Consider the following 24,110-nt stretch of genomic DNA (forward strand, 5'->3'; position numbering starts at 1 on the left):
GGCCCATGTTGGAATGGGTGCAGAGCTTTTTAAGCACGGAAATCGGTGCGGTGGTTGGCTCGATTGTCTTTGCAATCGTTGTGTTAGCAGTTACACACTTGCTGGCCAGAATTGTCAATCGAGTGATGCGACGACTGGTTGAACGCCACAGGCAGAGCAATAGCAGTTTGGCAACCATACTTGGATTTGTCCGTTATATCGCGGTTGCAGCAGTATACTTTGCGGGCGTGATGGTGGTAGTATACAGTATCCCCCTGCTGTCGAGTGCAGTGCGAACACTTCTGACTGCTGGCGGCGTGATCGCTGTAGTGGCTGGTCTTGCCGCGCAGGAGGCGCTGGGCAGTGTGGTCAGCGGTATGATGATATTGGCATTCAAACCGTTTCGCATGGGCGATGTGGTGCGGTATATCGATAATGACATCTCAGGTGTCATTGAAGAAATCACGCTGCATCATACAGCCATTCGCACATGGGAAAACAAGCGTGTGATTATCCCTAATAGCAAAATGAACAGCTCAATCATTGAAAATGCTGACTATGCGGATAGCAAAGTTTGTGTTTTCATGCAGATTGGCGTGACCTATGAATCCAATATTGATCTGGCCAAGAAACTGTTGGCAGAAGAAATTCAGCGTCAACCTGATTTTATGGATGTGCGCACGCCGGAACAAAAGGCGGCAGGTGTGCCGCAGGTGCAGGTGGTTGTGCTGGAGCTCGCTGATTCTGCGGTTACGCTGCGCGCATCATTGTGGGCAAAGGATAACAGTACAGCGTTTAGCCTAAAGTGTTCGGTATTGGAGAATATCAAAAAGCTATATGAACAAAATGGCATTGATATCGCATATCCCCATATGGTCGTGATGCAAAAATAATGGGAAACAGGCTTCCCATCAGGGCAGCCTGTTTTTGTTGATGCGTTCTGCTTATCCACTATCATGGTTTTGCTGTACTTTTTTATAGGTTCATGCTATACTGTTTTCAAAAGGAGGGATCATAAATGCTGTTTGGAATTAACAGCCTATATGTTTGGATGGCTGTCATAATTCTATGTGTTGCTGTAGAAGCTTTCACCCTAGATCTGTCTGCCATCTGGTTTGCTGTTGGCGGTGTTGCCGCATTGATTGCCGCCAGCCTTTCGTTGGAAGTATCTGCTCAATTGGTTATTTTTGTTTTGTTTTCTGCAGCATTGCTTGCATTGGTTCGTCCGTTTTGCCGTAAATTTCTCAAAACGAAGAATGAACCCACCAATGCGGATCGCATTATCGGCGAAACAGCAATTGTAACAGAACAGATTGATAATATTCACGAGACTGGCGCTGTTAAAATTATGGGAGCAACTTGGACAGCGCGCAGCATAGATGATTCTGTCATAGCGGAAGGCATGGCTGTTAAAGTAGTTGCGATTCATGGTGTGAAAGCCATGGTGCAAAAGGTTGGATAAGATTTTTGTGGAGTAAAGGAGAACAATATGCCGTTTTTGATTTATGGATTATGGATTATTCTGGCGATTTTGCTGATTGCGTTCCTGGCAAGCAATATTGTGATCGTTCCGCAGGCAAAGGCTTTTATTGTAGAACGTCTGGGAACTTACAAGTGCACGTGGAATACCGGCTTGCATCTGAAGGTACCGCTGTTTGAGCGTGTGGCGCGCAAAGTGACACTAAAAGAGCAGGTTGTGGACTTCCCGCCGCAGCCAGTTATCACGAAGGACAACGTTACGATGCAGATTGATACGGTTGTGTATTTTCAAATCACGGATCCTAAGCTGTTCACATATGGTATTGAGAGCCCGATGGCTGCAATAGAAAATTTGACGGCAACCACGCTTCGAAATATCATCGGTGATTTGGAGTTGGATCAAACGCTCACCAGCCGCGATATCATCAACACCAAAATGCGCTCCATTTTGGATGAGGCAACGGATGCTTGGGGTATTAAGGTAAACCGTGTGGAACTGAAAAATATCATTCCGCCGGCAGCAATTCAGGAATCCATGGAAAAGCAGATGAAGGCAGAGCGCGAACGCCGTGAATCCATTCTGGTTGCGGAAGGCAAAAAGCAGTCTGCGATTTTGGTTGCAGAAGGTGAGAAGGAAGCGACGGTTCTTGCGGCGGAAGCAAATCGCTTGGCAAAGATCAAGGAAGCGGAAGGTGAAGCGGAAGCGCTGCTGACGGTGCAAAAGGCGCTGGCAGACTCGATTGCGATGCTCAATCAAGCTTCTCCGTCCGAGCAGGTCATCAAACTCAAGTCGCTGGAAGCCTTCAGTGCAGCAGCGGATGGAAAGGCCACCAAGATTATCATCCCCAGTGAGATTCAGGCTCTTGCTGGTTTGGCAACTTCTTTCAAAGAAGTAATCACCGATCCGAAGGCCGAAAAGTGAATATTAGGCAGCCCGCTGGAATTGAGCGGGCTGCTTTTCGTTGGATTTTATCTTCCTCGGCTTGCAACGTGATATGTCTTATGATAAACTATATGAGTTAAAATGTGTGCTTTGGAGGAGCAGAGCGATGCATCAGCATGTGTTTGTAATCAATGGCAGCGGTGGAGTTGGAAAGGATACGATCTGTGAGCTGGCAGCTGCCGTTTGGAAAGTAAAAAACATATCTTCCATTACTCCAATTCTTCAAGTCGCACGTTCAGCTGGATGGGATGGGATTAAGACACCGGAAGCAAGGCGTTTTTTATCCCGTCTCAAGGAAATTTGCACAGAATTTAATGATCTGCCGTTCCGGTATTGTATGAACCAATATCAGGAGTTTCTGCACAGTGATGCAGAAATTCTGTTTGTTCATATTCGGGAGCCGGAAGCAATTGCACGCTTCTGCGAGGCGGTCGGTGGGGACTGCAAGACTGTTTTGGTGCATAGACCAGCACTGGAGCAGGCCCGTGGTGCTCTGGGTAACCGATCGGATGATGGTGTCGACAATTATACATATGACAGCATCTTTGTCAACGACGGTACGTTAGAGGAATTACCGGAAAAGGTGTATTCTTTTTTTAAGCGATTTATGGAATCTTGAATGCTTGCGCAAACAAGAAGCTAATCATTTGATAGGATCATTTTTTCTGTGAAAAATTTCTATTCGTTAACTCAGGATAGAGAAAAGAAAGGAACACTGTTATGAGCGAAGAAAACAAGCAAAAGTCTCAGCAGGCTGCCAAAGGCGGTGCGCATATTGCCAAAGCAGGCGGTAAAGCAGTGGTAGCTTCGCCAGAAAATAAGGCAGCAGAAGAAAGTGCGGCTGCACCCAAGCGCAATAAATATGCGGATAAGATGAATAAAAAGAAAAGCCGTCTCGGCAAAGGTGTGCGTATTGGGATCGGTATTGCAGTGATTGTCTTGCTGCTTGCTGCCGGCATTTTCCTTGTGTGGAAAACACGGAACACAGGTACCGAGTTGCAAGGAGAGACCACTGCTGTGGCGACACGAGGTATGCTGGAAACCTATATTGAAGGCAGCGGCGTTACAGCAGCCAAAAAGCGTGAGGAACTTGGACGTGACCTGAAAGGCAAGGTAACCGATGTTCTGGTCGAGGTAGGCGACGAAGTTAAAAAGGGCGATAAGCTGGTTGTGGTGAATCCGACGGAAACCCGTCAGGAATTGGAAACCGCGCAGAATGAACTGGCGGAAGCCCAGCGGTCGGTCACTGCTGCGCAGGCGGAAGTAACGCAGGCACAGAATACAGTAAATGCGGCGCAAAAGAAGCTGAATAAGCTCAATATTACTGCGCCGTTTACCGGTAAAATTATCCCGGTCACAGATTCGGAAGGAAATACGACGACATTTCGTGTAGGACAGCAGATCAGTGAAGGGGAAGTCATCGGTCATATGGTGGATGACAGTAAGATGACGCTTTCTCTGTATTTTAGTTCGGCATACATGAACGATATCAAAAGTGGGCAGTCTGCTACGGTGTCCATTCCTTCTGCGATGAGCGAAATAACCGGTACGGTCTCTTCGGTTGAAAAATCCGAAAAGATTTCAGCGGATGGCGTAAAAATGTTCCGGGTCGTGGTTTCTATGCAGAATCCGGGAACGCTGACCAAGGGCATGGTGGCAACCGCGACGGTTTCTGCCGGTGAGGCAGGCACAGTATATCCGGCTGAGTCTGGAACGCTGGAGTATAATCGCGAAGAGGCGGTTACGGCGCAGGTCAGCGGCGAAATCAGCGCAGTAAACGGAATTGATTATTACAGCTATAGTAGTGGTGCGACGATCATGCGCTTGACCAGTGATTCCGCACAGGATGAAGTGAAGACGGCGCAAAATGGTGTTACCACTGCGAAGACTGGCGTTACTACTGCACAGAAGCTGGTAAAGGATAAGCAGGATCGGATCACGGAACTGAAAAAGCTGATCGAAAATGCTACGATTGAATCTCCTATTGACGGCGTTGTAGTCAGTGTCAATGCAGTAGCGGATCAAGATGTAAGCGGAACGGATGCTTTGGTCGTTGTAGCAGATCTCAATGATATTGTTGTCAACGCAGATATTTTGTCTACGGATGTCGGTGCAGTACAGCCCGGTCAGCCTGCAACCATGAGCATGTACAACTATGATGGTTCTCAGCTTACGTTGACCGGTATGGTGGATTCTGTTGCATTGGAACCGACACAGGATAGCAGCGGCGGTGGGCAGGGCAGTATGCCGACGTTCCGTGCTGTCATTGCAATCGACCCCATTGAAGGCCAGTCTATTTACAGCGGTATGATGGTGGATTTCCAAATCACAACAGCGTCGTCCATGGATTGTTTGATGGTTCCATCGCGCGCAATCGTGAATACGGATAGCGGTACGGCGGTTTTTGCTAAGCCTTTGACCGATGAGAATGGGGAAGAGATTCCTTTCAGTGAAACCTTGCCGATTCCGGAAGGAACAGAGGATATTCCCGAGGGATTTGTGCTGGTGCCGGTAGAGGTAGGCATTGCAGATTCTACCAATACGGAAATCCTTTGGGGCATTGATGAGGGAACGACGGTATTCCTTGCAGGACCGCAGGATCTTTATGCCGATATGGGTATGGATTCCGGCGGCACTGCTATCGCCGTTGGATAAGGAGGGCGCTATGTTTTGGAGAAAAGCGCCTCAGTCGGATGCAGCAAAGCAGGGAGTGGAAGAGAGCGATCTGCTGATTGATGTCCGGCAAATGAGTAAAATTTATAACGAGGGCAGGGAAAATGAAGTCCGCGCTCTGGATAATATTTCTTTAGAGGTTCCATGGGGAGAGTTTCTCTGCATTTTGGGACAGTCCGGTTCGGGAAAGTCCACTCTAATGAATATTTTAGGATGTTTGGATATTCCGACCTATGGCACGTATTATTTGAATGGCCAAGCGGTCAGTGATATGAAACCATCTGTTCTTTCCGGCATTCGAAATAGAGAAATTGGCTTCATATTTCAGGGCTTCAATCTGATTCCCGCGCTGACTGCACTGGAAAACGTTGAATTACCGCTGATTTATCGTGGTATGAGCAAGGAAGAGCGAAGACAACTGGCGACGGATGCCCTAATTTCGGTTGGTCTGGAAAAACGAATGGATCACCGGCCGGGAGAAATGTCGGGCGGTCAGCAGCAGCGCGTTGCCATTGCACGCGCAGTTGCGGCAAAACCCCCGATCATTATGGCTGACGAGCCAACAGGCAATTTGGATTCTGCATCAGGTCTGGAAATTATGCGTCAGCTTTCCACGTTGAATGAGCAGGGAACATCCATCATTCTGATTACACATGATAACCATTTGGCACAAATGGCAAAGAGAATTGTCACCATTCAAGATGGACATATCATTTCCGATGCTCCCTCGAAAGGAGGATTGGATGTATGAATTGGCTGCAAACCGTTCGAATGGCGTTTAAGTCCATTATGAATAATAAGGTTCGCTCTATCCTGACGATGCTGGGCATCATTATTGGCGTAGCTTCGGTTATTGCGATTGTTGCCTATATTCAGGGTGGTACCAAGCTACAACGTCTACAATATGAGGCCATGGGTGTGAACCGTATTGATGTATATGGATATGGTGCCAAAAGCCGGGATTGGCAGGATTTTGAGGAGTACCTCGATACAGAGCTTGCGGATAAAGTAGCTGCGTGGTCGCCGCAAAGCCAATACTATGATTGGCAAAGCGATGGCATCCAGTATCGTCGACAAAAGCTGACCAATGAAAATGGCATGACTTATATGTATTTCGGCAATCAGGACTATGGCGAGGTCACAAGCCGAAGCATTTCCATTGGGCGCGATATCTCAAAAGAGGATTGCGACAGCCGTGCGCGTGTCTGTGTCATTGGAGAAACACTGCAAAAGTACTTTTTCGGCGCAATGAGTCCTCTGGGACAAAAGTTGCGCGTTGGCGGAAAAAGCTTTGAAGTAATCGGAGTCTATGCAGGAAAATATGAAGGAAAACTGAATACGGAAGATCAGTTGATTGTTTTTCCATATACGCTTCAGAACAGTATGATGAGTATGAGCGGTATGTCGGATAAGCAATACGTCATCAAGGCAGCGAGCAAAGAAGATATCTCCGAACTGACTGATACGTTACTGCCGGAATTCATGCAGAGCCGCTGCGAGTCCAGCGGCGGGTATTTCAGCGCATATTCCAATAGCCAGTGGCAGGAACAGTCCGAGGCTTCCGCAAACATGTTTGCGTTACTTGGCGGCGGTATCGCGGGTATATCTTTATTGGTAGGCGGCATTGGCATTATGAATATCATGCTGGTTTCCGTGACAGAGCGCACGCGCGAAATTGGTATTCGTATGGCAATTGGTGCACGCAAACGGGATATCATTGGACAATTTTTGGTAGAGGCCGCGGTGGTATCGTGTTTCGGCGGTATTATAGGTATTGTCTTAGGCTGCTTTTTGTCTGCTATCTTAGGCAACTTGTTGTTGATGCAGCAGATGTCGAGCAGCTATATGCCAACGATAGAGCAGTTTACGGTTTTGCCGTCGCTGGGACTGATCCTCGGTGCGTTTTTGTTCTCTGCACTGATTGGTATCATTTTCGGACTTTATCCTGCCAATAAGGCTTCTAATTTGCAGCCGGTTGATGCGCTGCGTACGCAATAAAGCGAGGTGGGCAATGTTGAAAAGAAAATTTGTGAGCTTAGTTCTGGTTCTGCTATTTGTTTTTTCTCCTGCTTCTGCGGCTTTTTCTGATATTTCAGACAGTAAATTAGCGCAGACGGCTTCGGTATTGGATGCGCTTGGCATTATGCAGGGTGTGGGGAATAACCGCTTTGATCCAAGCAGTTCGCTGACACGCGCTCAGTTTTGCAAACTGGCTGTCACGGCATTGGGTTTTTCGGATGTGAGTGCTTATGGCAGCTATACGATTTTCCCAGATGTGAAAAATACGCATTGGGCGGCACCGTACATCAATGCTGCGGTTCGGCATCCAGAGCTCAAAGATCAGGCCATTATCCGCGGTTATGCGGACGGTACATTTGGGCCGGATAAAACTGTAAATTATGGTGAAGTGTGCACGATGCTGCTTCGCATGCTGGGTTATACGGAAGCGGATATCGGCCCGTTCTGGCCTGCTGATTATATTGCACGTGCGCAGTCGCTTGGTCTGACCAAAGATGTCTCGTTATCCGATCCGAAGGCTGCGGTCAAGCGATCTGATGCAGCGATTATGCTGCTGAATACTTTGGGTGCGCCAATGAAGGGGGATGAGGGCGGCCTCCTGTTGGACCGTGTGGCCTCCGCAACGGTTAAGGACAGCATCCTGCTTGAAACCAGTGAAACGGATAGTTCTTTGGCAGATAACGAAGCTGTATTCTATGAAGGCGGCTCGTTGAATGAAGCACCGAGAAAAACCGCAGGAACATTGGATAAGAGCTTGATTGGCGTGTACGGTACGATTGTAGTCGGTAAAGAAGGCGATAAGGTTGCTGTGGGCGTGATTCCTAATAATAATAAAGTAGAAACGTATACAGTAACCGAGGTATCGGCTGATAGCATTCAGACCGAGCAGCAAACTCTGCATCTGAATCGCGATACCAACGTGTATGTGTCCAGAGAGGGCAGAAAGCTCGGTACGTTTGCAGAAATGTGGTCTGGTATTCAGGCGGGAGACTCCTTACATTGCTATTATAACGAATATGGTGCGTTGGAATTGATGGCGGTTCTGCCGCGCGTTTCGTCGTCGGCTGGTAATTCGTTTGTCTATGGTGTCGAAAGTTCGATCAATATTCCGGCTGAATATCAAATCGTCAAAAATGGTACTGTAGTTGATCGCACAAAGCTGAAGAAGTATGATGTGGTCACGTTGGATGCAGAAAACAAGCAGGCGCTTGTTTCGGATATGAAGATCAGCGGCCAATATATCAGCGGAACACCGACATTCAGTTATCCGCAATCGATTACTATGTATGGTAAAAAATATTCAATTTCGGATCAAGCAGCAAAAACTTTTGCAAATCTTAAGTTGAATGATTATATTACGCTGTTATTTGATGCAGAAGGCAATGTTGCGGCGGCTTATCCGAGAAAAGACGTAAGTGCGGATATGAAGGGCATCGTTACCAATGTGAAGGATAATGCTACAGCAACTGTTGCACTGTTCAACGGCTTAACGCTGCAGGATCTTTCTGTAGATGCAGAGGAACTTGGCAGCATGTTTGGCCGTGTAGTTGTTGTTTCTCAATCGTCTGATGGTAAGGCTACTTTAAGCATGAAAACGCTTGGCGGAAAAATTCCGGGTACGTGGTCGATTGCAGACAGTAAGTTGGGTGACTATAAGGTTTCTCCAAAGGTTAAGATTTATGAAGAAGTGATTTCCGGTGCACCGTTGAATGCAATCAAGGCTTCGGATATTACAACAGATACGGTAGAGTCCGGACAAATTCGTTATACCGTGACGGATAGTGCGGGGACCGTGACCAATATCGTTCTTGGTGATGTTACAGGCGAAAGCTGGATATACGGTATTGCTGTTGGTGAGAGGCAGGAAAATGACGGTTCAGAAACCAATTTTGTCAAGCTGAAATATTGGAATGGCACTGCTGGTACAGAGGCAACATATCGTGTGCTGTCACTGCCAGGATCGCTGAATAGTACTCCTGTTGGTATACCGATCGGGTATTCGACAAGTGAAAATGTTGTGAATACTTCGCTTTCTACACAAAAACTCGATTTGGTTGATACAGTTGATCTTTCGGCGTTTGATGGATCTGCTGGTGTACGAACAAAGAATGGGTATTATGCGCTGGCTGATAATGTTGGTGTGTATATTTCTGGACGGAGTGAATTTATCTCTTTGCAGAATGCAAAATCCAATTATACTTCTTTCCGACTGTACGCGAATAAGTCCGCAGAGGAAGGCGGCAAGATTCGTTTGATTCTTGCTTCTTAAAGCAAAATGAAGGACGCCGCAGAACCAATGGTTCTGCGGCGTTTGACTATTAAAATGAAATAAGGTAAAAAGTCCGGCTATTGCCGGACTTTTTCGTGTAGGAAATAAATATGTAAAAGGGGATTATTCCCAGTTAACTTTATGCTGTAATGGTCCGGAGCCATGCCCTAAATCAAGGCCATATTGGATGCAAGCGGTGAGATAACGTTTTGCGCGTTTTACACTCTCGACTAGAGAAATGCCTTGTGCCAATCCGCAGGCGATAGCGGAAGAAAGGGTGCAGCCGGTGCCATGGGTATTGGGGTTATGAATGCGAGTGGCTGGGAGCCAATGTATTTGATTCTCAGCGTATAGCAGATCATCTGCACAATCCGATAGGTGACCGCCTTTGATCAATACGGAACCGCCTGTTTGCAATGCAATTTTTTTCGCTGCCTGTTCCATTTGCGATTTTGTGGAAATGTATGAGCCGGAAAGTGCTGAGGCCTCCGCTAAGTTGGGTGTAATCAATGTGCAGAGAGGGAAAATTTCTTCAATGAGAGTTTTTGCAGCATCTGGACGGAGTAAATCATGTCCGCTGGAAGACATCATAACCGGATCAAGCACAATATTATGTGTATGGTGGGCGCGCAGCCGTTTCGCAGTCATGCGGATATTCTCGGCATTATACAGCATGCCCAATTTGACGGCATCTGGCCGTATATCATCGAAAACACAATCAATTTGCTGTTCGACTAAAGAAGCTGGGACGGGCTGCATACCGAAAACACCGGTTGTGTTTTGCGCAATTACGACGGTAATTACACTCATACCGAAAAGCCCATGTGCTTCTATCGTTTTCAAATCAGCTTGAATGCCTGCGCCGCCGGTCGGATCGGTTCCGGCAATAGAAAGAACGGTTTTCATGATTTGTTTACCTCCAATCCTGATCCATCAAATGCGGGAATAAAGCTTTCACCGATTGAGCCTGCTTGTTGGAAGAAACCGCCAAGACCTAGGGAACAAAAGAGTTCGCAGGCATCGGTATATTCTTCTTCTGTTATGGTGCGATTCAACTCTGGCCAGCTTTGCATGTCAAACGGTGTATACTGTCGCATTAAGCTGACTAAAACGGTATCTCCAAACCTAGACGCAATATCACGCAGCACCTGTGCTGTGTCATTTCGAAGACCTGGCAGCATTAGATGTCGGATAATCGTACCGCGGGTTAATATGCCGGCATCATCAAATTGCGGAAGGCCAGTTTGACGAACCATCTCGGAAATGGACTCCACAGCAGTTTCCCTATAATCTTCAACATGAGAATACCGGGAGGCATAATAGCTGCTGTAATACTTATAGTCCGGTAAATAGATATCAATGTATCCTTCCAATAGCTGGAGCGTCTCTACACGCTCATAGCCGCTGGAATTGTATACGATGGGAATATGCAGTCCGTGACTTTTAGCGAGTGACAGCGCTTGTATGATCTGCGGCACATAATGTGCACCAGTTACAAGATTGATGTTATGTGCGCCTTTCTTCTCCAGTGATAGAAAGGTATCTGCTAGTTGCTGAGCGGACAAGGTCTGTCCAATACCATCTCGGCGACTGATTTGCCGATTTTGGCAGAACACACATCCCAGTGAGCAATGGGAGAAAAACACAGTACCGGAGCCGTTTGTGCCGGAAATTGGGGGTTCCTCCCATTGATGAAGGGAAGCACGTGCAGCTTCAATCTGGTCGTTTGCGCCGCAAAGACCGCGTGCTTGTGTACGGTCTACGCCGCATGCATGCGGGCATAGCTTGCAATTTTTCAGCAGATCCGTCAATGATATCCCTCCAATCAAATTTATTATAGCGGATTTAAGTCTGGAAATAAAGGTAGGATTTGTGATATACTATTTGAAAAAGCAATACAGGAGATATGCGCTATGAAGATTTCAGATATTTTAAAGCAAGATAAAGTTACGCTGTCATTTGAAGTGTTTCCCCCAAAAACCAGCAGCAGCTATGAGTCGGTCGCGCGCGCAACGCAGGAAATTGCAGCATTGCATCCAGACTTCATGAGCGTTACTTATGGTGCGGGCGGTGGTACCAGCGAGCACACCGTGCAGATTGCATCGGATCTTCATGCGCAATATGGCGTTCAGGTGCTGACGCATTTGACTTGCGTGTCCTCTACGCGGCAGCACGTATCTGCGATGCTGGAAAAGTTCAAGCAGCAGGGCATTGAAAATGTGCTGGCACTGCGTGGAGATATTCCAGCAGGCGGTGCACCGGAGAATGATTATCACTATGCAGCGGAATTAGTGCGCGATATTAAATCACAGGGTGATTTTTGTGTTGGCGGTGCATGTTATCCGGAAGGACATGTAGAAGCAGCGAACAAAACCGAGGATATCCTGCATCTGAAAGAGAAAGTGGAGGCAGGATGTGAATTCCTGACCACGCAAATGTTCTTTGACAATAATATTCTATATAATTTTCTGTATCGAATTCGCGAAAAGGGGATCACTGTGCCGGTCATTGCGGGTATTATGCCAGTGACTAATGTAAAGCAGATCAAGCGCATCACTTCGATGTCGGGAACGTATTTGCCGGAGCGCTTTAAGGCGATTGTTGATCGGTTTGGTGAGAACCCGGATGCAATGAAGCAGGCTGGCGTGATTTATGCGACTGAACAGATTATTGACTTGATTGCGAATGGCGTTAACCACATTCATGTTTATTCGATGAACAAACCGGAAGTCGCAGCTGGCATTCAGGCTAGTCTGTCGGAGATCCTCAAGTGATCGCATTTGATCGCAGCGAAGCGCTGCGGTACTTGGGATATCGGAACCATGTGCAGCCGGATGAAGCAGTACAGCAGAGTCTTGACCGATGCACTGAGGAATTACAGAATGTGGTGGCGCCAAAATCGGTTTTTCAGGCATTTCCGCTGGAACATCCGGTAGAGGGGACACTAAAACTGGCGGATATTTTCGTTCATAGCAAAAACTTATCCCGCACACTGAAGGGCTGCACCAGCGTTTACTTGATGGCAGCGACCTTGGGCATTGGTGTGGATCGCTTGATTTCCCGTGCCAGTGCGGTGCGGATGAGCGATGCGGTGATTTATCAGGCGATTGCTGCTGCTATGATCGAGGCCTATTGCGATGAGATCAACGATACATTGCGTCAGGAAGCGGAGCGTGTGGGCCTGTATTGTCGACCGCGATTCAGTCCCGGTTACGGTGATTTTCAAATCGAACATCAGCGGGATTTCAGTCGCCTGCTGGACACCCCCAAAAAAATAGGATTAACGGTTACCGAGAGCTGTTTGCTGGTGCCGATCAAGTCGGTAACAGCAGTGATTGGTTTGTCCAACTCACCGCAGCCATGCCATCGAAAGGGCTGCGAGGAATGCGAAAAAACCGATTGTGCATTTAGGAGATAAAGATGAATATTAAAGAAAAGCTGGGTCGGGAATGGCTGTTCTTTGACGGCGGCACTGGAACGATTTTGCAGGAACATGGTCTTGCAGCTGGTGAATTACCCGAAACATGGAACTTAACACATCCAGATGAGATTGTTTCGCTGCACTGCGGCTATTTGCAGGCTGGAAGCGATATCATCAACACCAACACCTTTGGCGCGAATGCGCTCAAATATCCGGATAATTTGCGGGAAATTGTAGAAGCAGCCGTTCTGCATGCTAAAAAGGCACGGGCATTATCCGGTCGAAGTGATGCCTATATTGCGCTGGATATTGGACCGACGGGTCGATTGCTGCAGCCGATGGGGGATTTGCCTTTTGAGCGCGCCGTCGAATTATTTGGCGAGGTTGTACGCATCGGCGCAGCAGCCGGGGCAGATCTGGTTCTGATCGAGACTATGAGCGACAGTTATGAAGCCAAAGCAGCTGTGCTCGCGGCTAAGGAGAACTGTGACCTTCCGGTCTTCGCCACGATGATCTTTGATGAGAAGGGCAAGATGCTGACCGGCGGCACGGTGGACTCGGTGGTAGCGATGCTGGAGGGTCTGCGTGTCGATGCGCTGGGTGTAAACTGTGGTCTGGGACCGGAGCAGATGAAGCCGATTGTGCAGCGTTTGACGCAGGTCAGTTCGCTGCCGATTATTGTTAATCCAAACGCAGGACTGCCGCGCAGCGAAAACGGGAAAACGGTTTTTGATATTGATGCGGATGCGTTTGCACAGCTTATGGCAGAAATTGCAGATATGGGGGTGCAGGTGCTGGGCGGCTGTTGTGGCACAACACCGGATCATATTCGCCGCATGATTGAGTGCTGCAAAAACAAACCCATGATGCCAGTGATTCAGAAGCACCGTACGGTTGTTTCCTCTTTTTCTCAGGCGGTAGAGATTGGGAAAAAACCGGTGATTATCGGTGAACGCATCAATCCCACGGGCAAGAGTAAATTCAAAGCGGCGCTGCGGGAAAATAATATTGAATATATCCTGTCTGAAGGTTTGACGCAAGAGGACAGTGGCGCGCATATTCTGGACGTAAACGTTGGTCTACCTGAGATCGATGAGCCGGAGATGATGGCAACCGTTGTATCGCGACTGCAAAGTGTGCTTGCATTGCCGTTACAAATTGACACCTCCAATACAGAAGCGATGGAGCGCGGCATGCGGTTGTATAACGGCAAACCCATGATTAACTCGGTCAGCGGCAAGATGGAGAGCATGCGTGCGGTGTTCCCGTTGGTGCAAAAATACGGCGGCGTAGTTGTCGGGTTGGCATTGGATGAAAACGGTATCCCTGATACGGCAGAGGGCCGGGTGCAGATCGCCCGAAAGATTTATGAAACGGCTGCTGCATATGGTATTCCGCGCGAGGATATTGTAATCGACGGATTGGCAATGACGATTTCATCAGACAGTAGATCGGCGTTGGTTACATTGGAAACGCTGCGCCGGATACGGGATGAGTTGGGCGGACACACCATTTTGGGTGTATCCAATATTTCTTTTGGCTTGCCACAGCGTGAGATCATCAATGCAAATTTCTTCACGATGGCGCTGCAGAATGGATTGTCGTGCGCCATCATCAATCCCAATGCAGAAGTGATGATGCGCTCGTATCGCGCCTTTTTGGCACTGACCGATCAGGATGCACAATGCGGCGATTACATTGCTGCCTATGGTAATCAACCTGCTGCGGCGCCGCAAAGTACGCCGATAGGTACGACCATGACGCTTGGAGAAAGCATTGAACGAGGATTGAGCGAGCGTGCTACACAAGCGACACGTGAGGCGCTTGAACACACCGAACCGCTCGCAATCGTCAATACCGAGTTGATTCCGGCACTGGATCGCGTCGGCAAAGGATTTGAAAAAGGAACGATTTTCCTTCCGCAGTTGTTGATGAGCGCAGAAGCCGCAAAGGCTGCGTTTGAAGTGGTTAAGGATGCCATGCGCGGTGCGCCGCAGCAAAGCCGTGGAAAGATTATTCTGGCAACGGTGAAGGGAGATATCCACGATATCGGCAAGAACATTGTCAAGGTCTTGCTGGAGAACTATGGATATCAGGTGATTGACCTCGGAAAAGATGTCGATCCTGCATTGATCTTGCATACCGCCAAACGGGAGAATGTTCGACTGGTAGGGTTGAGTGCTTTGATGACGACAACGGTCGTCAGCATGGAACAGACTATTCGACTGCTGCGTGCAGAAAAGCCGGATACAAAGATTGTTGTCGGCGGTGCGGTGTTGACACGGGAATATGCTGATTCTATTGGTGCGGATTGCTATGCACGGGATGCAATGGCAACTGTTCACTTTGCCGATCAGGTATTGGGAGCATAAAATACAAGGCTGCGGGAAATCCCGCAGCCTTACTTATATAGTTGGTGTTTATGCGGCAGCAGCAAGCTCGCTGAGCGCTTCTTGCTTGTTATCGGCGGAAAACAGAAACTCGCCGTTTTCATCATATACCTCAATATGTCCGTTTACATATTCCATCGAGCAGTTCATATGCGGTTCTCCTTTCCTTTGATGCACTAAGTGTATCAAAAAAGGAGTACCATAAGATGGACTTATTCAATCAGCTGCTTTAATTGCTGCTGAAACTGCTGTCGCACGTCTGGTGGTTCTAAGATTTGTACGCCTCCGCCTAAACCGAACACCCATGAGAAGAATTGCGGACTGACTGCAACAGTGACATTGACTGCAAAATATCCATCCTCCAAAGGCTGAATCATCATTTCTGCGCCAAATCGGTCACGCAGCACACCGATAAAACGGTTTTCGCATCGCAGACGAACAATTTTTTCTTCTCCGGAAAACATGCCAAACACTTTGCGGGAATAGTCAGCCGGATTAAATCGGTCGCGGAAGAGTTGCTGGCCTTGTCGTTGGAGTTCGGTCAAAACGATGTGCTCCATTTTATCGATACGATAGTGGCGGATTGAGTCGGATACCGGTTCATAGGCGATCATATAGTAGTTTTCATCATCCCAAGTCAGTGCCCAAGGGCTGACTTGATATCGAGCGCCGTTATGACGATAACGTTTTTGAATTTTCTCTTTTGCATCAAAATTGAGAGCCCATTCAAAATATTGAAAAGTGATCTGTACACCGGCTGATATGGCGGTATGAAGCGCATCAATGTTATAATAAATGCTTTCGTTCATTGTTTTGATGCGGTCGGCAATGTAAACCTGACGTTGTAAAATACGTGCTTGAGGTTCACTGGTTAAGGACTCTATCTTGTGAATCAGTTCATCAGATTTTTTTTGCGTAATAAATCGGGAGCACTGGATGGCATCCACTAACAGTTTCAGTTCTGGAAGTTCAAAATCACGTGAGGCAACGTAATAGCCGCCTCCCGGGCCGCGCTGCAGCATGACGTCCAGACCGAAATCCTGTAGGGCAGCAATATCCGAATAAATGCTTTTTCGCTCGGCTTCCACTCCACAACGAGCAAGTGTCTGCAGAATTTCTTCCATGCTCATTTTATGTTCTTCATCTGTTTTTTGCAGTAAGATTTGATATAAATAGAGAAGTTTCAGTTTTTGGTTTGGATTTTTAGGCATGCTTCGGCTCCGTTTCCTCAAGTGCTTGCTGATACGCTGCCAAAGTAGCGGCATCAAAACAAACCATGGTTACACATGTAATTTCATCATGTGTTTGCAGATAGGCTTGTATGGTATCAATAGCGATACGTGCGGCATGCGCCACCGGAAAATGATATACGCCGGTGCTGATCGACGGAAATGCAACTGTTTTGCAGCCCAATGCGGATGCCTGCGCAAGGCAATTGCGATAGCAGGATGCCAGCAGACGATTTTCATCGGCTGTACCACCATGCCAGATAGGTCCCGGTGTGTGGATGACATAACGACAGGGGAGACGGTATGCTTTGGTTGCTTTTGCTTCGCCTGTGGGGCAGCCGCCAAGCGTTCGGCATTCCGCCAGCAATTCCGGTCCCGCAGCACGATGAATCGCCCCATCTACACCGCCGCCGCCGAGCAGAGATGTATTCGCCGCGTTAACAATTGCATCGACTTGGGATTGGGTGATATCGCCTTGTGTGATTTTAAGCCGTTCCATCAGACAAACCTTCTTTCAGGGTGGTTTATTGGACTCATTATACGTCCAACCGAGAGAAAATGCAAGTTTGACGGAGAAATACAGATACGGTATAATAAAAATACGAATAAAGACACAAAAGGAGGCAGCGTGATGGAAAAGCCAATGTCACAATACGCTGCGGACGCACCGCGTGTGCTCAAGGATTTTTTGACTTACATCTCGACGATTCAAGGAAAATCCGCGAAAACAGCACATGAGTATTATCTGGATTTGCGGTTGTTTTTTCGGGTTCTAAAACATAATAAAGGGTTAGTCCCACAAGATATGCCGCTCGATCAAATCCCGATTGATGATGTCGATATTGATTTTTTAGAGCAGGTGACACTGTCGGACGCGTACGATTATCTGGAATATATGTCCGGTGAGCGACCCACGCAGCAAAACAGCGCATTTACCGAGTATGGACTCAGCGGAACTTCCCGAGCGCGGAAGGTTTCTGCGATTCGGGCGTTCTTTCGATATCTGACGGACAAGCGGCATGTGTTGGAACATAATCCAGTCAGCAATCTGGAATCTCCGACGATTCGCAAAACGTTGCCGGTCTACTTAACGACGGACGATAGCATACATTTACTCGAATCTGTGCAGGGAGAATATGCTGAGAGGGATTATTGCATCCTGACGCTATTTTTGAATTGCGGTCTGCGGGTTTCCGAGCTGGTAGGGCTGAATTTGACAGATTTTCAGGGAGATACGGTGCGGGTACTTGGTAAGGGTAATAAGGAGCGGACGGTTTACCTGAATGATGCCTGTAAGATGGCTTTGGAACGCTATTTGCCGAAACGCCTTACCCCGCATGAGAGAGACAAAAATGCGCTGTTCATCAGCAGAAACCGGAATCGCATTAATGTCCAAACTGTAAAATGGCTGGTTAAAAAGCATCTGGAGCAGGCAGGTTTGGATACGCAGAAGTATTCCGCCCATAAGCTGCGTCATACCGCCGCGACGCTCATGTATCAAAACGGCGTGGATATCCGGACGTTACAAAATATTTTGGGGCATACCAGTGTCAATACCACAATGATTTATACTCATATTGAAGATAGCAGCTTGCGCGAGGCAGCTGCCAAGAATCCCTTGGCTACGGTAAAACCACAGGATAGCAAGCAATAATGCAATAAATAGAAATAAGGCTGCACTGCTTTGGCAGTGCAGCCTTATTTTCGTTTGTCAGTTGTTGTGAGATGCGATCACATCACTCATATCATACATGCCGGGCTGTTTGCAGTTTGCCATAAAAGCAGCTGCATCCACGGCACCGACTGCAAACACTTCGCGGGAAAGTGCGGTATGCTTGACTTCGATGATTTCATCGCGTCCACAAAACAGTACGCTGTGCTCGCCAACGATTGTGCCGCCGCGGATCGCAGAAATGCCGATCTCGTGAGCCGGACGCTTTGCACGGCGCTCGTGGCGATCATAAACATATTCTGCTTTATAGGGAAGGGCGTCTGCTACTGCGTCTGCCAGCATTAGAGCGGTGCCAGAGGGGGCATCCAACTTCTGATTGTGATGCTTTTCGATGATTTCCACATCGAAATTTTCTCCAAGGACCGAAGCGGATTTGCGGAGCAGTTCCATCATCAGGTTGATGCCAATCGACATGTTTCCGGAACGGAAAATCGGGAACTTTGCGGATGCCGTCCGAATGTTCTGAAGCTGTTCCGGCGAGTGTCCGGTTGTACAGATAACGATGGGGGTATTGTGCTGCTCACAATAGGAGAGCAAGTGCTCTGTACTGGACGCATTGGAAAAGTCAATGATGACATCGCATACGCCCTGAAATTCGAACGGGTCGGCATAAACCGGAAAATCGGCGTGTTTTTCGGTGTTGATATCAAAACCAGCGACGATTTCCATATCTTTTTTATTTGCTACGATATCGCTGATGACGCGGCCCATCCGGCCATTGCAGCCGGAAAGTGCAATTTTCAACATCTTTCTAAAACTCCTTTTAGGGGATAACGGTCAGATTTTGCAGCCTGCTGCGGCCAATTCCTGACGAATCAGTGCGATATGTTCTTCGGTTGGCTCAACCAGCGGGAGACGCAGCGCGCCAACATTCCAGCCGAGAATTTCCATTGCCTTTTTGACCGGAATCGGATTGACTTCGCAGAACAGTGCATCAATCAGATTATGATACGCAAACTGCATTTTTGCTGCCTCCGGATAACGGTTTTCAAAGCAAAGCTGCGTCAGGTCGTGCGTTTCCTGCGGTGCGACATTGGAAAGCACTGAGATAACACCTTTACCACCAAGCGCCATGAGCGGAACGATCTGGTCGTCATTGCCAGACCATACGTTGAGATTATCGCCGCACTTGGCCATAGCGGCAGCAATCAGGCTGAAGTTGCCCGACGCGGCCTTCAGGCCGTTGATGTTCGGGTGCTTGGATAGTTCATACAGCGTGTCGGCGGTGAAGCATACACCAGTACGGCTGGGAACATTGTACAGGATAATCGGCAGATCGCAGCTGTCTGCAATGGCAGTATAGTGTGCGATCAGGCCTCGCTGCGTGGTTTTGTTGTAATACGGGGTGACAGAAAGACCGCCGTCTGCGCCGCATTCCTTGGCAAACTTGGTCAGCTGAATGGCATAGTCCGTATCGTTTGAACCAACACCGGCAACGACAGGGATGCGGTGGTTGACATATTCGCAGCACCATGCAACGGCTTCACGGTGTTCTTTGTCATGCAGTGTGGAGGATTCGCCGGTGGTTCCGCAAACGATGATCGCATCTGTGCCGTGGTCGATCTGATAATCAATGATACGACCAAACTCTTCATAATTGACCTCTCCGGTAGCCTTGAACGGTGTAATAATGGCAACGCCGGCACCGGTGAAAATAGGATTCTTCATGGAAACAGCCTCCTTTATCGGTCCATATAGCCTTCAGCACAAAGCAATTCTGCCATCAGGACAGCACCGCCGGCTGCGCCGCGCAGCGTGTTGTGCGACAGGCTGACAAATTTGTAGTCATACAGGACATCTTCACGCAGGCGGCCGATGGAAACACCCATACCGCCCTCCAGATCACGGTCAAGCTTAGTCTGCGGACGATTATCCTCTTCAAAATAGGTCAGGAAATGCTCGGGCGCAGAGGGGAGCTTGAGCTCCTGTGCGCGGCCCTCATAGCTGCGCCAACGTGCAATCATTTTCTCCTTAGACGGCTTGTTCTTGAACTTCACGAATGCAGCCGCCATGTGACCATCAGAGCAGGCAACACGCAGACACTGGGATGTAATAACAGGAGAGGTAGCGGGTTCGATATGGTCGCCGTCGATATGGCCCCATACCTTCATCGGTTCTTTTTCGCTCTTTTCCTCTTCGCCGCCAATGTACGGGATGACATTATCAACCATCTCCGGCCAGGTCTCAAAAGTTTTGCCCGCGCCCGAAATTGCCTGATAGGTGCAGACGGCAACCTCGGTCGGTTCAAAGTCGAGCAGCGCGGACAGCGCCGGGACATAGCTTTGAATCGAGCAGTTGGATTTGACAGCGATAAAACCACGCTTGGTACCCAAACGCTTGCGCTGTGCCGGAATGATCTTTGCGTGATCGGCATTGATTTCCGGAATAATCATGGGCACATCGGGCGTCATGCGGTGCGCAGAGTTATTGGAGCAAACCGGGCATTCGAGCTTTGCATATTTTTCCTCAAGTGCACGGATCTCATCCTTTTTCATATCCACTGCACAGAAAATGAAGTCAACCTTGGATGCGATTTCCTCAGCATCGGCTGTCGCGTCGTAAATCACCATGTCTTTATACTTCTCTGGCATGGGAACAGCCATCTTCCAGCGGCCCTCACAGGCCTCGGCATAGGTTTTACCGCGGTTGCGTGCGGAAGCAGCGAGTGCGACCACCTCAAACCAGGGATGGTTTTCCAAAAGCAGCGAAAAACGCTGCCCAACCATACCAGTTGCACCCACAATACCTACCTTGTAGTGATTCATTTTCATCAAATCCTTCCAAAAGATTTACTAACAAATTGATTTTTTCCCAACTCGGGGGAAACAAAGAAAAATACCGGTTGAAAAACCGGTATGATCTATACTATAATAGAAAGAGTGGACGGGCCACGGCTTTCTAAACAGGATAGCTCTCCACCGGCATTTCTGCTGATGACAGACGCAGGGATATTCTCCGGAACGTCCAGCACAGCCTTGCCGCAACAAGAACTGGCTTCGGCGGAAGACCCTTTCTCGGCTGCTTAAACGGGTTTACGGACCCTCCCAGACGATACTGATGAAAACCGCGCCTCTATCTGTGAAAACAAACTTTTCGTTTTTATTGTAAGGTAAGGCAATTTATTTGTCAATAGAACGCACAAAAATTTAGAAGGAGTTGAAACAATGAAAAGGATCGTTTCCTTGTTGCTTTGCATTATCATATCATTTGGAGTCTTATGTGTGGTTCCGGCATCTGCGGTTGACACCAATGTTATACTGCGCGTCGGACTGACGATCAACGGTGCAAGTAGCTTTGCAGATCCCAAACTGGAAAATGTATCGGGAGAGCCCACAGGATATACCATCGGACAGATGCAGGGGACGACATTTTCCGGCAGCACATCGATTTCTTCTTCGCAGCTGACCATTCAACTGGTGAATGATGCTTTTCAGGTGAGCGATACGGCAACCGGGAAGGTGCTGTACACGTCGGCACAGGGAGCGGATCATCTCGCAATCCGTCCGAATAGCGCGCTGACTTGGTTTAAGGGCTATAAATGGAACGGTGATTTTGTCTATCGTCGCGCCTCCGGCAATAACCTTACGGTTATAAATTATGTCGGTCTGGAGGATTATGTGAAGGGCGTTCTGCCATACGAGATTAGCGCAGATTGGCCGGCAGAAGCGCAGAAGGCACAGGCTGTTTGTGCACGCTCCTTTGCGCTGGGTACACATAAGCATACGAGTGCTGGGTATGATTTGTGTAATACTACAAACTGTCAGGTGTATCTTGGGACCAATCTTGCTACGGCTGCTTCGGACGCAGCGGTCGACGCGACGCGCGGCGAATATTTAACTTACAACGGCGAACTGGTTATTGGTTATTTCTTCTCTTCGGACGGCGGCGCTACGGAGGATGCGGCCAATGTTTGGGGCGGCGATTATCCGTACTTGCAAGGTAAGGAAGATCCTTATGAAACCTATGACAGCTCTTGGAGTGTTACGCTGACGGCTGATGAGGTTCGCCAAAAACTGGTGAATGCCGGCTATTCGATTGGTGCGATTGCCAATGTTGAGGTAACGAAGCGCACGGACACGGATAATGTCAACGAGGTTACGGTGACCGATACGGATGGGAAAACAGTGACGATTCAGCGCGACAACGTACGCACTGTTTTTGGATTGGATAGCATCCGCTATACCATCACGCCGAATGCGGCTAAATCAGCTTCTGCTGCGCTGCCGCAGAGTGCAAGCCTGAAAATCAGTCCGTCCACTCATAAGGTGACTTTGGATGGAAAATCGGTCGCGCCTCAGGGATACAACATTGAAAATAATAACTATTACAAGCTGCGTGATATCGCTTACATATTGAATGGTACAGACAGCCAGTTTAATGTTTCGTGGGATTCGGATGCGAACCGCATCGAACTGATCAGTGGCACGGCGTATCAGGCTGTAGGCGGCGAGATGGCAGATTCGGTGTCTGCGCAGATCAAAAGCTGCATGCCGTCAAGCGCAACGATTGTTCTGGATGGCAAAACGATATCTCTGACAGGCTATCTGGTCAATGGCAATAACTATTATAAGTTGCGTGATGTAGGAAGTGCGTTAGGGTTTGGTGTGGATTATGATTCGGACAAGCAGACGGTCGTCATTGATTCCGCTCCATCGTCCTCAGAGGATCCGGAAGGCCCGGTTGTGCCGGAAACACCCACAACCCCTGCTGTCCCACCTGTCAGCTATACCTTTACCGGTACCGGCTGGGGACATAGCGTTGGTATGAGCCAGTGGGGTGCGTACGCGATGGCGCAGCAAGGCTTTACCTATGAAGAAATTCTCAAATTCTATTATACCGGCATTTCAATCGCCGGTTGATTAACCTGCCGTAAAGGAGGCGTATGGCATGGGTGCTCAATATGGGTGCCCATGCTTTTGCAATGAAAAAAAGCGATTTTTATTTTGATCTGCCGGAGCGCTTGATTGCACAGCATCCGCTAGAGCAGCGGGATGCATCAAGACTATTGGTGCTGGACCGTGCAGATGGCTCGGTGACGCATCGACATTTCCGAGACATGTTGGAGTATGTTCAGCCGGGGGACTGCATGGTGTTCAACAATTCCCGTGTTATTCCAGCGCGTTTGATGGGGCACGCTGTCGGTAAGACAACGCCGATAGAAGTTTTGTTGTTGACCGACAAGGGGGACGGTCTCTGGGAGTGTCTGACTCGTCCAGGACGAAAAACACGTGAGGGTGTTGAATTGATTTTTGGGGACGGATTGCTGACTGCTACGGTGGAGTCGGTACAGCCAGACGGCAATCGGCTGATCCGTTTTCATTATGACGGAATCTTTTTGGAAATTCTGGATCAGCTTGGCACCATGCCTTTGCCGCCTTATATCAAGGAAAAATTGGACGATCCGGAACGATATCAAACGGTTTACTCTAAAACGCCTGGTTCTGCCGCTGCACCGACCGCAGGACTGCATTTTACGCCGGAACTGTTGGAAAACCTGCGTGAGAAAGGGGTCAAGCTTGCATTTGTCACGCTGCATGTGGGTCTTGGCACGTTCCGTCCGGTCAAGGAAGAGGAAATTACAGATCATGTGATGCACTCGGAATACTATATCATGGATGAACAAACAGCTGAACAGATCAACAGCACGCGAAAAAATGGTGGAAAGATTTGGGCGGTAGGGACGACGGCTTGCCGAACCTTGGAAACAATTGCAGATGAAAATGGAACGGTACGGCCGCAATCGGGCTGGACGGATATTTTTATCTATCCTGGGTATCGTTTTAAAGCGGTGGACCATTTGATCACCAATTTCCATCTGCCTGAGAGCACGTTGATGATGCTGATTTCAGCCTTTGCCACTCGTGAAATGATTATGGAAGCATATCGGCAGGCAATTGAGGAAGAGTACCGCTTTTTCTCGTTCGGCGATTCGATGATGATTTTTTAAGATAAGGAAAACTGATGAATGGAGTTACG

At 48.4% G+C, this 24,110-nt stretch carries 21 protein-coding genes and 1 riboswitch; of the genes, 14 read left to right on the plus strand and 7 right to left on the minus strand.

What is annotated here, in order from left to right:
• Window positions 1–5 precede the first annotated feature (5 nt).
• The 8 genes from ABGT74_RS08685 (at window position 6) to ABGT74_RS08720 (ending at window position 9,362) form a co-directional block, all read left to right on the plus strand.
• On the plus strand, window positions 6–872 hold the full coding sequence (locus ABGT74_RS08685) for a mechanosensitive ion channel family protein (protein ID WP_297282584.1): 867 nt from the start codon (window positions 6–8) through the stop codon (window positions 870–872).
• Between the two features lie 125 nt (window positions 873–997).
• Complete coding sequence (locus ABGT74_RS08690; protein ID WP_297282585.1) at window positions 998–1,441, plus strand: NfeD family protein; 444 nt, start codon at window positions 998–1,000, stop codon at window positions 1,439–1,441.
• 27 nt (window positions 1,442–1,468) lie between these two features.
• Entirely contained in the window at window positions 1,469–2,380 is a 912-nt protein-coding gene (locus ABGT74_RS08695; RefSeq protein WP_297282586.1) for an SPFH domain-containing protein, read from the plus strand.
• A gap of 127 nt (window positions 2,381–2,507) precedes the next feature.
• Complete coding sequence (locus ABGT74_RS08700; protein ID WP_297282587.1) at window positions 2,508–3,020, plus strand: hypothetical protein; 513 nt, start codon at window positions 2,508–2,510, stop codon at window positions 3,018–3,020.
• 101 nt (window positions 3,021–3,121) lie between these two features.
• Entirely contained in the window at window positions 3,122–5,056 is a 1,935-nt protein-coding gene (locus ABGT74_RS08705; RefSeq protein WP_346705215.1) for an HlyD family efflux transporter periplasmic adaptor subunit, read from the plus strand.
• Window positions 5,057–5,066: 10 nt separating this feature from the next.
• Window positions 5,067–5,825 carry an ABC transporter ATP-binding protein gene (locus ABGT74_RS08710; protein ID WP_346705216.1) on the plus strand — a complete coding sequence of 253 codons (759 nt, stop codon included), beginning with the start codon at window positions 5,067–5,069 and terminating at the stop codon, window positions 5,823–5,825.
• Window positions 5,822–7,072, plus strand: coding sequence for an ABC transporter permease (locus tag ABGT74_RS08715; RefSeq protein WP_346705217.1), 1,251 nt, complete (start codon window positions 5,822–5,824; stop codon window positions 7,070–7,072). The genes ABGT74_RS08710 and ABGT74_RS08715 overlap by 4 nt, the downstream gene beginning before the upstream one ends.
• Window positions 7,073–7,085: 13 nt before the next feature.
• Entirely contained in the window at window positions 7,086–9,362 is a 2,277-nt protein-coding gene (locus ABGT74_RS08720) for an S-layer homology domain-containing protein (RefSeq protein WP_346705218.1), read from the plus strand.
• A 123-nt stretch (window positions 9,363–9,485) separates the two neighbouring features.
• On the opposite strand, the gene thiD is transcribed toward ABGT74_RS08720, so the two are convergent.
• Both thiD and ABGT74_RS08730 read right to left on the minus strand, forming a co-directional pair.
• On the minus strand, window positions 9,486–10,268 hold the full coding sequence (thiD, locus tag ABGT74_RS08725; protein ID WP_297282592.1) for a bifunctional hydroxymethylpyrimidine kinase/phosphomethylpyrimidine kinase: 783 nt from the start codon (window positions 10,266–10,268) through the stop codon (window positions 9,486–9,488).
• Entirely contained in the window at window positions 10,265–11,173 is a 909-nt protein-coding gene (locus tag ABGT74_RS08730) for a radical SAM protein (RefSeq protein ID WP_346705219.1), read from the minus strand. Before ABGT74_RS08730 ends, thiD begins: the two co-directional genes overlap by 4 nt.
• A gap of 102 nt (window positions 11,174–11,275) precedes the next feature.
• On the opposite strand from ABGT74_RS08730, the gene metF reads away from it, so the two are divergent.
• Genes metF through ABGT74_RS08745 form a run of 3 tightly spaced genes read left to right on the plus strand, consistent with a single transcriptional unit; the run spans window position 11,276 to window position 15,155 of the window.
• Window positions 11,276–12,136 (plus strand): methylenetetrahydrofolate reductase [NAD(P)H], encoded by an 861-nt coding sequence (gene metF, locus ABGT74_RS08735; RefSeq protein ID WP_297282594.1) that lies wholly within the window; start codon window positions 11,276–11,278, stop codon window positions 12,134–12,136.
• A complete protein-coding gene (locus ABGT74_RS08740) occupies window positions 12,133–12,780 on the plus strand; it encodes a vitamin B12 dependent-methionine synthase activation domain-containing protein (protein ID WP_297282595.1) in 648 nt (215 codons plus the stop codon). The genes metF and ABGT74_RS08740 overlap by 4 nt, the downstream gene beginning before the upstream one ends.
• Before the next feature lie 2 nt (window positions 12,781–12,782).
• Window positions 12,783–15,155 (plus strand): homocysteine S-methyltransferase family protein, encoded by a 2,373-nt coding sequence (locus ABGT74_RS08745; RefSeq protein ID WP_346705220.1) that lies wholly within the window; start codon window positions 12,783–12,785, stop codon window positions 15,153–15,155.
• Between the two features lie 230 nt (window positions 15,156–15,385).
• Here ABGT74_RS08745 and ABGT74_RS08750 read toward each other — a convergent pair whose 3' ends face one another.
• A complete protein-coding gene (locus ABGT74_RS08750; RefSeq protein ID WP_346705221.1) occupies window positions 15,386–16,384 on the minus strand; it encodes a WYL domain-containing protein in 999 nt (332 codons plus the stop codon).
• Window positions 16,377–16,901, minus strand: a complete 525-nt coding sequence (locus ABGT74_RS08755) for an O-acetyl-ADP-ribose deacetylase (RefSeq protein ID WP_346705222.1) — start codon at window positions 16,899–16,901, stop codon at window positions 16,377–16,379. Before ABGT74_RS08755 ends, ABGT74_RS08750 begins: the two co-directional genes overlap by 8 nt.
• Window positions 16,902–17,033: 132 nt before the next feature.
• On the opposite strand from ABGT74_RS08755, the gene ABGT74_RS08760 reads away from it, so the two are divergent.
• Entirely contained in the window at window positions 17,034–18,056 is a 1,023-nt protein-coding gene (locus ABGT74_RS08760) for a tyrosine recombinase XerC (protein WP_346705223.1), read from the plus strand.
• A gap of 57 nt (window positions 18,057–18,113) precedes the next feature.
• Here ABGT74_RS08760 and dapB read toward each other — a convergent pair whose 3' ends face one another.
• The 3 genes from dapB to asd are packed head-to-tail and all read right to left on the minus strand — an operon-like array spanning window position 18,114 to window position 20,899.
• Window positions 18,114–18,881, minus strand: coding sequence for a 4-hydroxy-tetrahydrodipicolinate reductase (dapB, locus tag ABGT74_RS08765; RefSeq protein ID WP_297282600.1), 768 nt, complete (start codon window positions 18,879–18,881; stop codon window positions 18,114–18,116).
• Between the two features lie 30 nt (window positions 18,882–18,911).
• Entirely contained in the window at window positions 18,912–19,802 is an 891-nt protein-coding gene (gene dapA / locus ABGT74_RS08770; RefSeq protein ID WP_297282601.1) for a 4-hydroxy-tetrahydrodipicolinate synthase, read from the minus strand.
• Window positions 19,803–19,816: 14 nt separating this feature from the next.
• Window positions 19,817–20,899, minus strand: coding sequence for an aspartate-semialdehyde dehydrogenase (gene asd, locus ABGT74_RS08775; protein ID WP_346705224.1), 1,083 nt, complete (start codon window positions 20,897–20,899; stop codon window positions 19,817–19,819).
• Between the two features lie 135 nt (window positions 20,900–21,034).
• Window positions 21,035–21,217: riboswitch (Lysine riboswitch) on the minus strand.
• 138 nt (window positions 21,218–21,355) lie between these two features.
• On the opposite strand from asd, the gene ABGT74_RS08780 reads away from it, so the two are divergent.
• Window positions 21,356–22,993, plus strand: coding sequence for a SpoIID/LytB domain-containing protein (locus tag ABGT74_RS08780; protein WP_346705225.1), 1,638 nt, complete (start codon window positions 21,356–21,358; stop codon window positions 22,991–22,993).
• A 62-nt stretch (window positions 22,994–23,055) separates the two neighbouring features.
• Window positions 23,056–24,081: a tRNA preQ1(34) S-adenosylmethionine ribosyltransferase-isomerase QueA gene (gene queA, locus ABGT74_RS08785; RefSeq protein ID WP_346705237.1), complete on the plus strand. Its 1,026-nt coding sequence runs from the start codon at window positions 23,056–23,058 to the stop codon at window positions 24,079–24,081.
• Window positions 24,082–24,110 lie beyond the last annotated feature (29 nt).

The sequence above is a fragment of the uncultured Agathobaculum sp. genome (assembly GCF_963927765.1).
GTDB lineage: Bacteria > Bacillota > Clostridia > Oscillospirales > Butyricicoccaceae > Agathobaculum.

Excerpts from the sequence above, each read along its gene's own strand:
- ABGT74_RS08745 (WP_346705220.1), top strand. The coding sequence starts at position 12,783 with ATGAATATTAAAGAAAAGCTGGGTCGGGAATGGCTGTTCTTTGACGGC.
- ABGT74_RS08690 (WP_297282585.1), top strand. The coding sequence starts at position 998 with ATGCTGTTTGGAATTAACAGCCTATATGTTTGGATGGCTGTCATAATT.
- ABGT74_RS08715 (WP_346705217.1), top strand. The coding sequence starts at position 5,822 with ATGAATTGGCTGCAAACCGTTCGAATGGCGTTTAAGTCCATTATGAAT.
- ABGT74_RS08720 (WP_346705218.1), top strand. The coding sequence starts at position 7,086 with ATGTTGAAAAGAAAATTTGTGAGCTTAGTTCTGGTTCTGCTATTTGTT.
- queA (WP_346705237.1), top strand. The coding sequence starts at position 23,056 with ATGAAAAAAAGCGATTTTTATTTTGATCTGCCGGAGCGCTTGATTGCA.
- dapA (WP_297282601.1), bottom strand. The coding sequence starts at position 19,802 with ATGAAGAATCCTATTTTCACCGGTGCCGGCGTTGCCATTATTACACCG.
- ABGT74_RS08755 (WP_346705222.1), bottom strand. The coding sequence starts at position 16,901 with ATGGAACGGCTTAAAATCACACAAGGCGATATCACCCAATCCCAAGTC.
- ABGT74_RS08710 (WP_346705216.1), top strand. The coding sequence starts at position 5,067 with ATGTTTTGGAGAAAAGCGCCTCAGTCGGATGCAGCAAAGCAGGGAGTG.
- ABGT74_RS08705 (WP_346705215.1), top strand. The coding sequence starts at position 3,122 with ATGAGCGAAGAAAACAAGCAAAAGTCTCAGCAGGCTGCCAAAGGCGGT.
- metF (WP_297282594.1), top strand. The coding sequence starts at position 11,276 with ATGAAGATTTCAGATATTTTAAAGCAAGATAAAGTTACGCTGTCATTT.
- ABGT74_RS08700 (WP_297282587.1), top strand. The coding sequence starts at position 2,508 with ATGCATCAGCATGTGTTTGTAATCAATGGCAGCGGTGGAGTTGGAAAG.
- asd (WP_346705224.1), bottom strand. The coding sequence starts at position 20,899 with ATGAATCACTACAAGGTAGGTATTGTGGGTGCAACTGGTATGGTTGGG.
- ABGT74_RS08760 (WP_346705223.1), top strand. The coding sequence starts at position 17,034 with ATGGAAAAGCCAATGTCACAATACGCTGCGGACGCACCGCGTGTGCTC.
- thiD (WP_297282592.1), bottom strand. The coding sequence starts at position 10,268 with ATGAAAACCGTTCTTTCTATTGCCGGAACCGATCCGACCGGCGGCGCA.
- ABGT74_RS08750 (WP_346705221.1), bottom strand. The coding sequence starts at position 16,384 with ATGCCTAAAAATCCAAACCAAAAACTGAAACTTCTCTATTTATATCAA.
- ABGT74_RS08695 (WP_297282586.1), top strand. The coding sequence starts at position 1,469 with ATGCCGTTTTTGATTTATGGATTATGGATTATTCTGGCGATTTTGCTG.
- dapB (WP_297282600.1), bottom strand. The coding sequence starts at position 18,881 with ATGTTGAAAATTGCACTTTCCGGCTGCAATGGCCGGATGGGCCGCGTC.
- ABGT74_RS08685 (WP_297282584.1), top strand. The coding sequence starts at position 6 with ATGTTGGAATGGGTGCAGAGCTTTTTAAGCACGGAAATCGGTGCGGTG.